General features: G+C 53.2%; 14 protein-coding genes and 1 pseudogene. 8 read left to right on the top strand and 7 right to left on the bottom strand.

What is annotated here, in order from left to right; genetic code table 11:
• Together VE954_RS30005 and VE954_RS30000 are read left to right on the top strand one after the other, a co-directional pair.
• Nucleotides 1-237: pirin family protein (locus VE954_RS30005; RefSeq protein ID WP_324959903.1), on the top strand; the 237-nt coding region annotated here is incomplete at its 5' end.
• Between the two features lie 24 nt (nt 238-261).
• Nucleotides 262-591, top strand: a complete 330-nt coding sequence (locus VE954_RS30000; RefSeq protein ID WP_324959902.1) for a hypothetical protein — start codon at nt 262-264, stop codon at nt 589-591.
• Nucleotides 592-593: 2 nt separating this feature from the next.
• On the opposite strand, the gene VE954_RS29995 is transcribed toward VE954_RS30000, so the two are convergent.
• The 5 genes from VE954_RS29995 to VE954_RS29975 form a co-directional block, all read right to left on the bottom strand.
• Nucleotides 594-1,328 (bottom strand): Bax inhibitor-1/YccA family protein, encoded by a 735-nt coding sequence (locus tag VE954_RS29995; protein WP_324959900.1) that lies wholly within the window; start codon nt 1,326-1,328, stop codon nt 594-596.
• 63 nt (nt 1,329-1,391) lie between these two features.
• Nucleotides 1,392-2,117, bottom strand: a complete 726-nt coding sequence (locus VE954_RS29990) for a hypothetical protein (RefSeq protein ID WP_324959898.1) — start codon at nt 2,115-2,117, stop codon at nt 1,392-1,394.
• Between the two features lie 12 nt (nt 2,118-2,129).
• Complete coding sequence (locus VE954_RS29985; protein ID WP_324959896.1) at nt 2,130-3,245, bottom strand: hypothetical protein; 1,116 nt, start codon at nt 3,243-3,245, stop codon at nt 2,130-2,132.
• A gap of 109 nt (nt 3,246-3,354) precedes the next feature.
• Nucleotides 3,355-4,635 (bottom strand): hypothetical protein, encoded by a 1,281-nt coding sequence (locus VE954_RS29980; RefSeq protein WP_324959894.1) that lies wholly within the window; start codon nt 4,633-4,635, stop codon nt 3,355-3,357.
• 102 nt (nt 4,636-4,737) lie between these two features.
• Nucleotides 4,738-5,652: a hypothetical protein gene (locus VE954_RS29975; RefSeq protein ID WP_324959892.1), complete on the bottom strand. Its 915-nt coding sequence runs from the start codon at nt 5,650-5,652 to the stop codon at nt 4,738-4,740.
• Nucleotides 5,653-5,938: 286 nt separating this feature from the next.
• On the opposite strand from VE954_RS29975, the gene VE954_RS29970 reads away from it, so the two are divergent.
• From VE954_RS29970 to VE954_RS29950, 5 genes are all read left to right on the top strand, one after another.
• Entirely contained in the window at nt 5,939-6,730 is a 792-nt protein-coding gene (locus VE954_RS29970) for a motility protein A (RefSeq protein WP_324959890.1), read from the top strand.
• A 3-nt stretch (nt 6,731-6,733) separates the two neighbouring features.
• Nucleotides 6,734-7,399 carry an OmpA/MotB family protein gene (locus tag VE954_RS29965; protein ID WP_324959888.1) on the top strand — a complete coding sequence of 222 codons (666 nt, stop codon included), beginning with the start codon at nt 6,734-6,736 and terminating at the stop codon, nt 7,397-7,399.
• Between the two features lie 144 nt (nt 7,400-7,543).
• On the top strand, nt 7,544-7,861 hold the full coding sequence (gene clpS, locus VE954_RS29960; RefSeq protein ID WP_324959887.1) for an ATP-dependent Clp protease adapter ClpS: 318 nt from the start codon (nt 7,544-7,546) through the stop codon (nt 7,859-7,861).
• A gap of 18 nt (nt 7,862-7,879) precedes the next feature.
• Complete coding sequence (clpA, locus tag VE954_RS29955) at nt 7,880-10,165, top strand: ATP-dependent Clp protease ATP-binding subunit ClpA (RefSeq protein ID WP_324959885.1); 2,286 nt, start codon at nt 7,880-7,882, stop codon at nt 10,163-10,165.
• Between the two features lie 47 nt (nt 10,166-10,212).
• The gene (locus tag VE954_RS29950) at nt 10,213-10,653 is read left to right on the top strand and encodes a hypothetical protein (RefSeq protein WP_324959883.1); all 441 of its coding nucleotides are present in this window, start codon (nt 10,213-10,215) and stop codon (nt 10,651-10,653) included.
• 104 nt (nt 10,654-10,757) lie between these two features.
• On the opposite strand, the gene VE954_RS29945 is transcribed toward VE954_RS29950, so the two are convergent.
• Both VE954_RS29945 and VE954_RS29940 read right to left on the bottom strand, forming a co-directional pair.
• The gene (locus tag VE954_RS29945) at nt 10,758-11,729 is read right to left on the bottom strand and encodes a class I SAM-dependent methyltransferase (RefSeq protein WP_324959881.1); all 972 of its coding nucleotides are present in this window, start codon (nt 11,727-11,729) and stop codon (nt 10,758-10,760) included.
• Between the two features lie 70 nt (nt 11,730-11,799).
• The gene (locus VE954_RS29940) at nt 11,800-12,810 is read right to left on the bottom strand and encodes a hypothetical protein (protein WP_324959879.1); all 1,011 of its coding nucleotides are present in this window, start codon (nt 12,808-12,810) and stop codon (nt 11,800-11,802) included.
• Between the two features lie 269 nt (nt 12,811-13,079).
• Between VE954_RS29940 and VE954_RS29935 the strand changes: the two are divergent.
• A pseudogene (locus VE954_RS29935) lies at nt 13,080-13,417 on the top strand (hypothetical protein); the annotation flags it as partial.

The raw sequence follows: 13,417 nt of genomic DNA, 5'->3' as shown, positions 1-13,417 counted from the left end.
GTGGAGCCGCATCCGCATCGGGGTTTCGAGATCATGTCCTACGTGCTGGAAGGTACGATCGAGCATAGGGATACACTGGGCCACCAATCCAGGATTGGAGCCGGAGGTTTGCAGCTGATGCAGACGGGATCCGGCATGGAGCACGAAGAACTCTTTGTGCAGACTCCGGCTGAAAGCCTTCAGATCTGGCTCGATCCCCATTTTCGTCAGCAGGTGGATGTTCCGCCCCGCTACTAGGCATGGAACGCCGAGCAATTCCCGATGCAGGGCCGGGCGAAAATTATTTTGGGTGCCGGCAGTCCCGTACCCCTCGTCACCCCCGAGGTGAGTTTGCAAGATCTGCAGCTGCCAACCGGGGACGAGGCAGGTGGCGATATTCGAGGTGGACTGGGTTGGGCTGCGATTGTGATCGAAGGTCAGGGGTCCCTGCGCCTCGGGGATCTGGATTTTCCCATAGGGGCGAGGGATTTTATTGTGCATCAGGGTGAGTATGATACGAGCTGGGAGGTCAGGGCGCGGGAGAGCCTGCGGATGATTTGGATCCGCGTGCCCTTGACCCTGCCTTATGGACTTTTTCCCAAACCTCGTTAGGTTCAGCGGCGGCTGCCGAGCAGACGCATGAGACTCAGGAAGAGTCCAATGAAGTTCATATACATACTCAAGGCTGCACTGTTCACAAAGACTTCGATTTCATCATCATGGGCGGTTTGCTGGGCCAATTGCCGGGCGATGGCTTTCAATTTTTGTGATTCATAGGCGATCATGGCGGAAAAAATCACCGTCCCGATCACCGCATGCAATTTCATAGCAGCGTCCATAAACGGTTGGAGAGCCGGGACGAAGGATGTGAGCAAGAGGCCCAAACCAAAGACCATGAGCATCATAAGAGCTGATAGAGCAAACGCCCCGATGGGACCGAGATCACGTTGGGTGGTTTTGCCATAAATCGCCAGACCTGCGAAAGCCGCGCTGGACAGCATGGTCACCATCAGGATGGAATCAAGGGTGTAGATCAGTCCCACCAGACCCAGGGTCAGGCCGGTGATGACGGCATAAACCGCAAACAACGCGCGGGCCAATGCCGGTTTCATGCTGAAGATGGAACCCTGAAAGGCGATGACCGTTAGGAGTTGAGTGCCAAATATGGCCAGTGTCAGGCCGCGGCCCATGGTTTCGAGGCTGCTCAGCAAAAAGCCGGATTGGATCGAGACATAGCCGATCACCGAGGACGTGATGAGGGCCAGGATCATGCGGACATAGACATCAGCCACGAATTTGGTGGCTCTGGCCTGCGTTATGTCAGCTTGGGTCAGTGCGGAAGCGTGCATGGCAAGGGTCTCCTGGTTGAGGATTAAGCTCAAGCAGGACGGTTGATGGACCCGAATATTGCATCAAAATCGCCAGATGATATCAATCAGGTCCACATGGGGAATGCCCAATTGTCCCACGCGCTTGCCGATACGTTCCAAGTCGCGTTTGGTGAGCTGATAGGACCCCACCTGCTGCAAAAGTTCGTCGATCAAAGGATCATCCGGAACCTTGCTGGAAAAATCCGATGTGACCAAGGCCGGGATCATATAACCAAAACCCCAGCTCAGGGTCAGACCGCTGATAAAGTGTTTGGTAATACCGACTTTGGGGGTCCAGTAGAGGCTGCGAATCAAGAGCGAGCCTTGGATATCGGTGGTAAAATTCACATCATTCTGGTTCAGCGTTACCGAACGTGTGCCGTCCACCTGAATTTCCTGATAGCCACCTGCAATCTGCCAGAACAAAGGATGACGTTCGGAGGGTTCGCTACGGAAGCGATATTCGAGGTGCTGCATTCTTAACTTGATGTCCCGCACTCCGCGTCCCGAGGCGAGATTCTTTTGCAAAAGACCCAGCGAACCCACATGACTTTCGCCTTTGGGCTGCACGTAACCCAGGCCCAAATCGATCAGATGGGGAATACCGATTTCCAGTGAAGCAGCCCAACCTGGACGCAGGCGTTTGGCCTTGTCCTCGGGGGTTTCCACAGGTTTGCCATCCTTTTTGGTGGACGCGCGAGGGGCACTGATAGCCGGTTCGGCCATCCCAAAACAAAGAATCAGGACGATCATCCTTAATCGCAGCATGGGAGCCCTCTTTTAACGAAGACTGTTGTTCAGAAGCGCATGGACCCAGAAAAAGTCGACGGCCGGGAACGTCTGATTTTCGCTGGTGCACGGTTGCCAATCCTTGGTGTCTTGATCCCGTTGCCAAAGGTAGAGTTCACAGCGCTGCGCACTGCCGGGCAGGGCGTTGGATGGAAAATATTTTTCATCGAGCAGGATGTCGGCGGCCAGGTTGCCATCACCATCAGTGAAGCCATGATAAATGGCTTGAAAAAGGGCATTCTTCGGCTGCGTGCTGACCTGAGAGGCGATCAGGTTAAAATCGCCCTCGATGAGGCCTCCATAAAGTCGGGACTTCAAAATCAGGCGAAGGGACATGAGATGGGCTTCAAAGCCTACAAAGTTTTTGCCAAGCTCAGGAAAATATCCGCGGTTGGTCGAGTTGCGCCCGTTTAAACGATAATCGATTTCGCTGTAAAGACTGAGCAGGCTGGGACTCATGGTGGCGGCACCAGCCAGTTCCACGCCATCGATGGCATCACCCAGGACACCCTTGTTTTTTTCGCTATAGAGCAGCAGACGATTGACAGCGCTGCCATCGGATGTTTGCCAGAGCGCCAGACTCAAGCCCAGGAGCATATCCCGACTGATGGAACTGCGGCTCTGTCCTGTCGGATAGCAATCATGGGCGGCGGACCGATACCAGCGTCCGGGTTGGGCCCTGGATTCAGCGACCGCGATATCCTGATTTAGACCTGAAGCGACAAGGAGGGACGTAAACAGAAGTCCATCGCATCCTTCAACAAAACCAGCCGGGTCCAGCGCTGATTCATAGAGTTTGCTATAGGTTTGAAATTTGGTCTGCAGCCGCTGCTGCCGATCGGCATCGACCTGCAAAGATTTCCAGGCATAATCCGGTCCTTGCCTATCCATCACGATCTGAATGATGCGCGTGAGGTTGGGCGAGAGATCCTCGCCCCGCTCGATCTTGCTGCGAATGATTTCCATCATGCGTTCGGCTTCAGCATCGGAAACCGAGAAGTTCGCACTTTGGTTAATGCTCCCGACCTCGGTCGAACTAATGGCTCGCGTCTCGCGGCAGGCCCCCGCCAGGGCCAATAATGACGCCAGGATCATAATTTGCTTCATAATATAGTCCCCCTTATGCTATCGGCAGAAATGGGGAAACCTTAAAGGCGGGATGCTATGATGAATTATATCAGGGGATTGAGGGCCGGATTTCTCCGGCCACGTGGGGTTAACGGGCGATTTCTGTCAGCTGTTTGAGCTTATCGCGATCCGTGACGACATCCTTTTGCTGCGTTTGAAAGGTCTCGAGGAGTTTGAGACATTCCCGTGATTCCGCCGAATGGGGGCGGGCGCGAATACAAGCTTCATAGTAGGCATCGGGATGCATCCACAGAAACACATGCCGCAGTTTTTCACCGGTTTTACCGGTCAGCTGGAAGCCCTTGGCTTTTAACGCATCGGGTTCCTGACTCATGGCGAGTTCATTGAGCAGGGACATGGCGCGCAGATATTCGATCGTTCCAAAATTGTGGCCCTTGGCGCTCAGCTGCGTGCCTTTGTCGATGCTCTGCTGGGCCTTGTTCAAAAGGTCAGCGCCGCTCAGCTTTTGACCCACGCCTTCCGTGGTCCAGGCTTTTGCCGAATTTCGCCAGGACTGCAGCATTTCCTTTTGCGCGTCCTTGGCGTTCGAGTCCTCGCGCAAGGCGCTGCTCATTTCCAAGGTAATGTGCGCATCGTTTCGGACTCGGATCGTAATGGCCATTAAATTTTCCACAGCCTTTTCCCAAATCTCGGGGCGCGTTCGACGAAACTGCCGGTCGCTCAGAACTCTTTCATAGGCGAGCATGGATTCTTCAAATTTTTTGATGCCCGCATAGTACTCGGCTTTTTCCAGATCGCTCAGCGCCGCCGGTGGTTCCGGAAACTGCAAGAGTCCAGGCGTTTTCAGAGCGGTACCCTGCTGCCAGGGGACCGTGTACTGGGTAATTTGCCGCAGCAGATAGCGGGCGAAATTAAATGTTCCTGCGATGATGGCTGCTTCCAGGCGCAGGAACTGTTTGGATAAGTCGAACGAAATGTAACGCATCACCGGATCGGTCGCTGATGTCGCGAGGAGCGGCTGCACCTCGTAGGCGATGCCTTTTAAACTATTCAGGGCTATCATCATCCGATTTTTTTGTTCGGGAGTGGGGTCACTGTAAGCGCCAAGGTTCAGGAGCAGAATCGCCAGACCATCAGCGTAGCGCTGAAGAATCGCCCTTGGATTGGCCGACGACGCCCCGGTTGGTGCCATCACCGGAGCTCTTGCGCCTGTGACCGCGGGAGCCGCCGTGGTTGGGGCTGCCACAGGCGGTGCTTTGGTTGCCGGCATAGGACGGACTCCTGGATTGACAGGAGCCGGGGTCTGATCCGGTTTGGGTATGGATGAGGCCGCTGGCTGCGACCATGCGATGTCAGTGGCCAGACTCAGGATAATAGATAGAGTCAGGCTTAGGTGGCTTGTCGCCATCTGTTCCTCCGTTCCACTGGATCTTAAGAGAGGCATCGGGAAATCTGACGCCCACAATCAGTCTAACGGAAGGAAGGTTCTGACTCCAGTCTTTAGGGGTGATCAAATTTCAGCCGATTTTTCCAGGATTTCCTTGAGGCGACCGTTCATAAAGGTCTTCGACATCCAGAATACGTCCGCGAGCTGGGCGACAATATCCTTGGCCGCATCAAGATTCGCCAGTTCCTTACGAATCAGATAGGCCGGGGTCAGAAGCTTGGCTGCGAAAAGGTTGGCCTGCACTTCGGCGATATAAGCCGAGTGTTCCGCGTTATCAGCTGGTGGCGTCACATTATTTTTTTTCAGGAAATAGCCTGCCATGGCCTTCGCGATGCGATAGCGAATGTAGGGTCGCATCTTAACGTCCATAGGATACTCGATCATGATGCGGCCGGGCTCGGGCTCCAACACGGCGATGGGCTCTTCCGTTTTTTCGGGACTTTTATCCACGGCGCGCATCGCCAGTTCAGGATAAGCGGCGACGATTTCCGGAAGGTAAAGCGGGGCTTCGTGGAAATTGATCGTTTCATGGATGCTGCGCACGATGCGGTTGATTTCCGGCTCGTTCACTTCGAACTGTTTTTTGAATTCCAGTTCCTTGTCACGACCCCAGCTGTTGGCGTTACGCCGATAATAGTCTTTTTTTGCTGAGTCCAGGACCTTGGGGTCCGGAGTGAAATCACCATAACCCGTGTATTCGAAGAAGGCTTCCCATTCAGTCATTTCCCCGGATGCGACATCCACCACAAGGCGCTCATCCACACCGAGGTGCTTGGCAATCGACTTCATGGCTTGAATGGATCGGATATTCTTTTTGCCTTTTTTCCAGTGACTGCAGTCAGCCGGATCAAAGCCCAGGATCTGGCCGACGTCCTGATCGATAACGCGAATGCCACCAAATTTATGATCGAGTACCTTGCGACAGAATTGAAAGAGATTGGCTGAATGGGGGTATTTGACCGCCATATCCTTTTTCATGCAAGGCACCCTCCCGGAGTACGACATATTGCAATGCAGCCTGGTAGCCCACCACGGCAGCCGTTTGACATAATAATCTTCTCGTCTATTTCACCATGTTTCTCTTTTAACATCGAATATAGGGTCGGTCAATCTAGGTATTGAGATATAAACAAAGGAATTTTATGGCTTCTGACACTTTAGTTTGGGCTATTTATACCTGGACGTGGGCAAAGCCTGCTGACTGACAGTCCCAGCGGTCCCCCTTAAAATGAAGCTAGGGCTCCCAGGGAACGGAGGTCTCCACGTGTCCCTTATTATTGGTGTGATCGGCATTATCTACAGTTTGTACTTTGCAGCGACGCATCCGGCTACGTCGTTTCATGGGTATTTGGACAAGCCCAGTATTGTCCTGCTCGGTATCATGCCGCCGTGTGTGATGCTTCTCTCCCACGGATTGCGTGACTTTGCAGTGGGTTTTTCGATCCTGGCTCAAGCCTTGTTTCGCGTACAAGGTCGATCAGAAAAAGAAGTCATCGATGTGCTGACATCGGCTTCGGCGCTTGTGCGGTCAGAAGGCATAGGATCATTGATCAAGGTGCGTAATCAGGTTCGCTACCCCCTTCTGCGCGATGGTCTTTCTCTCATCGTCAATGATTTCACACCCGAAGAAATTCGTCACAACATTCAAAACAAGATCAACGCCCAGCAGATGCGGATGTCACTGGCTAATAATCTTTTTGATAACCTGGCTCGTTTGGCTCCTGGTATCGGACTGATGGGGACCGTCATGGGTCTTATTTCAATGATGGCCAACCTTAAAGATCCAGCATCCATTGGCAGCGGCATGGCCATGGCGATGATTACCACCTTCTATGGTCTGATTTTGGGCAATATTATTTACGCGCCCTGCAGTGAGAAGATTGCGCTTGAAGCCGAAAAATCCCTGCAGATCGACCTTATGGTTTTGGAAGGCGTGCTGTCGCTGAAAGGTAAAAAGTCCAGCATTCACATGCGCGATATCATGAGTACGTATACGCAGCGGCCCCAGGGGTCGGGTGGTCAGCCTCCCGCAGCCGCGTCGCCGCAGAAAAGGTGAAGCATGGCGGAATTCGATAGCGCCAACCCCCCACGCATCAAGCTGAAGAAAAAGGAAGCGCTTTGGCTTTACAGCCTCACCGACCTCACCTTTATTTTGATGGCGTTTTTCGCCTTGATGCTGTCGATGTCCAAGCCCGACCAGCAGCAGTTCGATGCTGTGGCCAGTGCCGTGCAACCCCAGAACCCGGCCAGTGAAAAGGCGACGAATCTTACGGTGATTGCCGAAGATCTGGAAAGGGTCATCAAGCAGCTGAAGCTGGAAGAGGACGCCCGAGTCCAAATCGATGCCAACGGGCTGCTCCTTGAGTTCAGTGAAAACCTGGTGTTTTCCTCGGGTTCGGCTCAAACCGGGGCGGCCTTCGCCACCACGACCGAAAAAATCCTTCGCATTTTATCCCGGACTCCTGATCGTTATCAGGTCATCGTCGAGGGTCATACCGATGACCTGCCGATTCAATCCCGGCAATTTAAATCCAATTGGGAATTGAGTTCGGCACGCGGTATTGCTCTGCTCAAGACGCTCCAGCAACGAGGACTTAATGAAAATCGGATGCGGGTTTTAGCGGTCGCCCATACGCAGCCAAAAGTACCTATTGAAGGTAAAACAGGACAGTCTTTGAAAGATGCGCGCAAAGCCAACCGCCGCGTAGTTATTCGCCTCGATTGATTGTTTCTTATTCTCCTCTTATAACTTTCTTATTATGTACTCCCCTTGACACCCCCATGTTCCTACTTACCTTCTATCTTAGGGAAGTCTGCTTCGGGTATGATGAGTGGAGAATCCTTGTCGGAGTTGAGGAGAGAATAGGACATGGGCGGAAAACCAGCTGGCGACAACGATACCAGCATCATACTGAAGGAAAGAGTCCTCACACAAAAACCTCGCCTTTACGGGGTTTATTTGTTGAACGATGATTATACACCAATGGAATTTGTCGTTCACGTGTTGGAAAAATACTTCAACAAGGATCACGCGGCAGCCACCGATCTTATGTTAAAAGTCCATAACGAAGGGCGTGCTCTCTGTGGTATATACCCCTATGAGATTGCCGAGACGAAGGTAACCTTGGTGACCGAAGAAGCACGGCAAAACGGGCACCCTCTTCAGTGCGTCATGGAGAGGGCGTGAAAGGAGTCGGTTATTAGCATGCTTAGCCCAGATCTCGAAATAAGTCTGAATCTAGCGGTGAGTGAAGCAACACGGCGTGGGCATCCCTACGTAACTGTCGAGCATATTCTTTATGCTCTTCTCCACAACGCAACGGCCCGCGAAGCGATTGAAGCTTGTGGTGGCAGTATCGACAATGTCCGTCGTGATTTGGAATCATTCTTTGAGGAACACATTGACAACAATTCCCTGCGCTCGGGTCAATTGCCACAGCCGACCATCGGCTTTCAGCGAGTGATCCAGAGGGCTGCGCAGCATGTGCAGTCAGCAGGCAAGGAAAAAATCCAGGGCGCAAACGTTCTGGTTGCCATTTTTTCGGAGAAAGATTCGTTTGCAGTCTTCTACCTGGAAAAAGAAAAGATCACACGACTGGATGTGATCCAGTACCTTTCGCATGGCGTCAGCAAAAATGCCGATGAGCCGAGCGATGCCGAAGACAGTCCCTCGCGGTTTTTGCCAGGTCAGTCCGAGGACGAAGGGGAAGCCCCATCCAAGGATCCGCTGGGTAAATTTGCGGTCGACCTCGTCGAGCGCGCGCGTCAGGGAAAAATCGATCCTTTGATCGGCCGCGATTTTGAGTTGGAGCGCATCATGCAGGTGCTCTGCCGACGCCGGAAGAACAACCCCCTCTTTGTCGGGGATGCCGGTGTAGGTAAGACAGCGCTGGCCGAAGGCTTGGCGTTGCGCGTGGTGAGTAATGATGTGCCGGAAGCCCTTCGCGGGCTCAAGGTCTTCTCGCTCGATATGGGCTCCTTGATTGCGGGTTCGAAATTCCGTGGTGACTTTGAGCAAAGGCTCAAAGGTGTGATCAAAGCTCTGCAAAAGATGCCGAAACACGTGCTCTTCATCGATGAGATCCATACGATCATCGGGGCGGGCGCTGTGGGTGGAGGCGCTTTGGACGCGTCCAACATTCTGAAGCCAGCTTTGGCTTCGGGTGATGTACGCTGCATGGGCTCGACCACGTTCAAGGAATATCGCAACCACTTTGAAAACGACCATGCCCTGGCACGTCGTTTCCAAAAGATCGATATCGAGGAACCTTCACGCGAAGATGCGCTGAAGATTCTGAAAGGCATCAAAGGTCAGTACGAAAAGCATCATAACGTGCACTATTCACCTGCAGCCTTGTCGGCCGCTGTGGATCTCTCGGCACGTTATATCAACGATCGCAAGTTGCCTGACAAGGCGATCGATGTGATCGATGAAGCGGCTGCCGCTGTGGCTTTGAAATCTCCCAACGGCAAGGGCAATCGAACCATTACTGCTGAAATGGTGCAAACCGTTGTAGCAAAGATGGCCCGCATTCCCCTCAACAAGGTCACTGTCACGGAACGGGAGTCCTTGCGTGATTTGGATGCCCGTCTGAAGGCCAAGGTCTTCGGTCAGGATCGGGCGATTGAAGCGTTGGCGGCGTCCATCAAGCTGTCGCGTTCCGGTCTGGGCGATGAAGAGCGGCCCATTGGTTCGTTCCTGTTCACAGGGCCGACTGGTGTCGGTAAGACCGAAGTCGCGAAGCAGTTGGCCAAGCAGATGAGTATCGAGATGATTCGCTTTGATATGAGCGAGTACATGGAACGGCATTCGGTGTCGCGTTTGATCGGTGCGCCTCCGGGCTATGTGGGTTTCGATCAAGGCGGTCTGCTCACCGATGCCATCACCAAGAATCCGCATGCCGTGCTTTTGCTGGATGAGATTGAAAAAGCTCACCCTGATATGCAAAACATTCTGCTTCAGGTGATGGATCACGGCACGTTGACTGATAACAATGGTCGCAAGGCAGATTTCCGCAACGTGGTTATCATCATGACCACCAACGCGGGTGCGAAGGAGTTGAGTCAGCAGTCCATTGGCTTTGACAAGACCACAAGGGCTCGTACCGAAGAAGGCCAAGGTCTGTCGCGAGCGGTGAAGGAAAGTTTTTCGCCTGAATTCCGCAACCGTTTGAATGCCATTATCACCTTCGGGCCTCTGCCTCAGGACGTGGTGCAATTGGTGGCGAAGAAATTCGTTGATGAACTCAACGATAAACTGGCGAAGAAAAAAGTCACGCTCGAGTTCGACCAGGAAGCGATCGCTTGGCTGGCAGTGAAAGGATACGACGAAGCCTACGGCGCAAGACCGATTCGCCGTCTGGTTGAAGAAAAAGTGAAACAGCCTTTGGCTGACGAGCTTTTGTTCGGCGAGATGTCGAAAGGCGGCGTAATCCATGTGTCCGTCAAGGATGATGTTCTGCACTTTGCTTTCAACAAAAAAGCGGGATAACCTCGCGCTCGGGGCTGTCCCGTGTCCACGGAGGGGGAAGCACAGGCATGAAGAAAGCACGCGAACTTCTGACGTTGATCCGGGATATGCCGGGCAAAAAAGTGGTGACACTGAGCATACTGTTGGACGATGAGACTTCCGATTTTGTGTTTGATGTCAGTGAAACGGGCAGTGTTGGCTACCATCGCGATCATCGCAAGCAGCTGCTGACCCTGCTGGATTACGGCATCCATAATTCGGGCGGTCTCATCATAAGGCAGTTCACGAACTTGTCCTATGAAGGCCGATCGACGGACGGCGACCCCGTCCGTTTTCCTTACAAATTGATTTATGCCATCTTCCTTGGCAACGGCGACTATTTCCCATTGAGCAAATCGGAGACGGAAGACGTGTGCTGCACCGATGCCCGGACGGGCCATCGGCTCAAGCGCGAGGAAGGTGTGATCTACCGCGGCTGGCAAACCCAGCGCGCGGCTGCCGTTCAGTAAGCGCCCGGGATTTTTGCACGACCTCGACCACACGTCCGAGGGATCGGGCGTCGGGTCGATTTGCATATCCTGGGCTTTTTATTTTTATTCGGTGCCGACCTATGTCAGGAGAACACAAAGAGACGATGCGGCGTGCGACCTTCGTAATCGATCGGTGTGGATTTTTCCGTGAGGTCCTCAATCGAACCCGCCTGTACCCGAGTGAATTCCGGCTGAAAGCGCTGATGGTTGGTCGAGAAATAAAGTTTGCCGCCACGCTTCAGAACCGCCATGGCTTCATTGATCAGATCGGGATGGTCCCTTTGAATTTCCAAAAGTTCCTGACCCGCGCGGTTGGTGGAAAATGAGGGCGGATCCAGAATGATGATATCCCAGCGGCGTCCTTCCCGGGCTGCGTTGCGCAGAAAAAACCGGCTTTCCTCAGCCACGGCGCTATGCTTTTCGAGATCAACCAGATCGTTGAGCTTGAAATTATCCAAAGCCCAGTCCAGGTAATTCTCGGACATGTCCACGGTGGTGGTCGAAGCTGCCTGGCCCTTGGCGGCATAAATACTGAACGCGCCCGTATAACCATAAAGATTCAGCACGTGCTTGCCCGCACTCGCGTCACGGATCCAGCCGCGGGTGAGTCGATGATCCGCAAAAAGACCGGTATCGAGATAATCATCCAGGTTCACCAGAAAGCGAAGATCGCCTTCCCGGACTTCGATGCGCTCACCTTTTTTCTCAAGCCTGGGATAGCGTGCCCCATCCAACGGACGAGTCTGGCGTTGCCGAAGATGCAGCTGCTCCTCGCTCAGCGAGAATTTTTCCCGCATGGCCTGGCCCAGGATATCGAGATAGGGCATCCCTGCGGTTTGCTCCCGCACATATTCGCCCAGCACCACATGACCTTCATACCAATCCACCACGGCGCGAATCTCGGGGATATCGCGGTCGTAGATGCGAAACACACCGATATTCTGCTTTTCAAAGCGTGGGTGGAGTTTTTTCCAGACCTTATGCGCCCGGTTGGCCAGCATTTCGGCATGTTTTTCAATGGTGGCGGTATCATAGGCTTTTAGGGAGAGACTCATGGGCGCGTCCTTTCAAAAGGCTCAGTCGGCGCCCAAAATGGCATTTTATCCGGGAAATTTCGAGATGTCATTAAGGCTTGGTTTCATAATTCACCTTCAACTCGAGGCCGGCTGCGATGGTGACCGATGCTGCCAGCGTCACGAGGCGCGTGGTCGCATCATAAGTCCAGGCGTCCCGGGCCAGCACCTTGCCACCTAAGGTAATCTGCATGGTCTCGGGGTTCAGAGGCTCCTTGGACAGTTGAATCGATTGGCTTCGCTTGAGCACATCCTTGGTAAAGCGATCGATCATCGCCGTCCAATCAGGCGAGCAGATATCCAGAATCGTGCCGCCGGTCTGTCCGGCCAGCGTAATATATTCCTGACCGACGGCTGCGATTTCGCACACGCCTGCCGCCTGAACGGACGTCGGAATTCCAATAACGCCACTGACGGTCGCCTTCCATTTATTGGCCGGATCAAAATCCTGGGCTGTGTTGCCCACCATGGTATTGGCCGCACCTTTACCATTCAAACCATTGTCATCAGAAATCACCAGCACTTCCAGTTTAGCTTCCGGACGGAAGGCCAGAGGCGGATTCATCGGCGTGCCTTTGACTGTTTGATAGCGAGCCGCATAAGCGCCTGAAAGCGTTTGACCCACATGGCCCAAAGCATCATGGCTGCCAATTTTCTGAGGGATCAAGGCCACCTTGCTGGCATCGACATCGGCGGGAAAAACGAAGGCGGGACCTGCGACGGGGGCTTCGTCTTCATCGTTGTCGCTTCCTGCGATCAAATGGACCTTGGGATCGAGGCTGCCTTTTTGCAAAGCCAGGATCATTTTATTAAGATTCGCTGACACAGCGGCTCGTTCTTCATCCATGCTGCCGCTGGAGTCCAGCGCAATAATCACGTCCACATTCCTGGAAATCGTCACACTGTCCGTCACAGCATTGGGACCTGAAAACGCGCTGTCCACGCCCCCCAGGTTGCCTGTGTTCGCGGTATCCGACGCGCCTTTGCCATTGAAGCCGGATTTATTGCATCCTGCACTGGCAAGGATAAGTGTAACTGCCAGAAAAAATTCGTAGTTTTTCATCAATGGCCTCATCGGTGAGTGGTACCGTGAGTGCGTTATCGGCTATTTGCAAAAAAAGTTGAGTTTTTTGGTTCAAGGATCAGCTCACGATTTTTTTTTGATCGATCAAACGTCCGGCGTACTCCAGCCATAAGCTTTCCCGAGTCGACGAGGAAGCAGAAGGCTTTGGCTGGAGGTCAGAGGACCTGGCTATCTCCCATCATCGGAGATTCTTTGTTTTCCTCTTGCCAAATGCTTCTGGCATCCATACATTTGTTCGGCTGGAGGGTATGTTGGCAAGATCCACGACGAAAACCTTTGTGTTCGAGACGGAGATTGTTTCATCTCCGGATGACTTTCGTTCGCTTCGGCAGTCCGAGGAGCATGGAAGGAAGCTCTACAACGCGGCGCTGGGAAAACTGCTCAGCAGCCTGTCGCGGATGAAACAGAGTCGGGAATACAAGGTCACTGTTCGTCTGCCTAAAATTGATCCGAGGCGGAAGGCGGACTTCGCTCAGCTTCGTCTGGACCATGGTTTGAGTGAGTTTGCCGCTATTTCCCTGGCTTCGAAATTGCGAACCGGCAGTGTGGATTTTGCTGTTTATGTCCCCTCAAAGGTTGCTCAGGA

This window comes from Oligoflexus sp. (assembly GCF_035638955.1).
Taxonomy (GTDB): domain Bacteria; phylum Bdellovibrionota_B; class Oligoflexia; order Oligoflexales; family Oligoflexaceae; genus Oligoflexus.
Note: the sequence above shows the minus strand (reverse complement) of the source record. Positions and strands in the feature narration are given on the sequence as shown.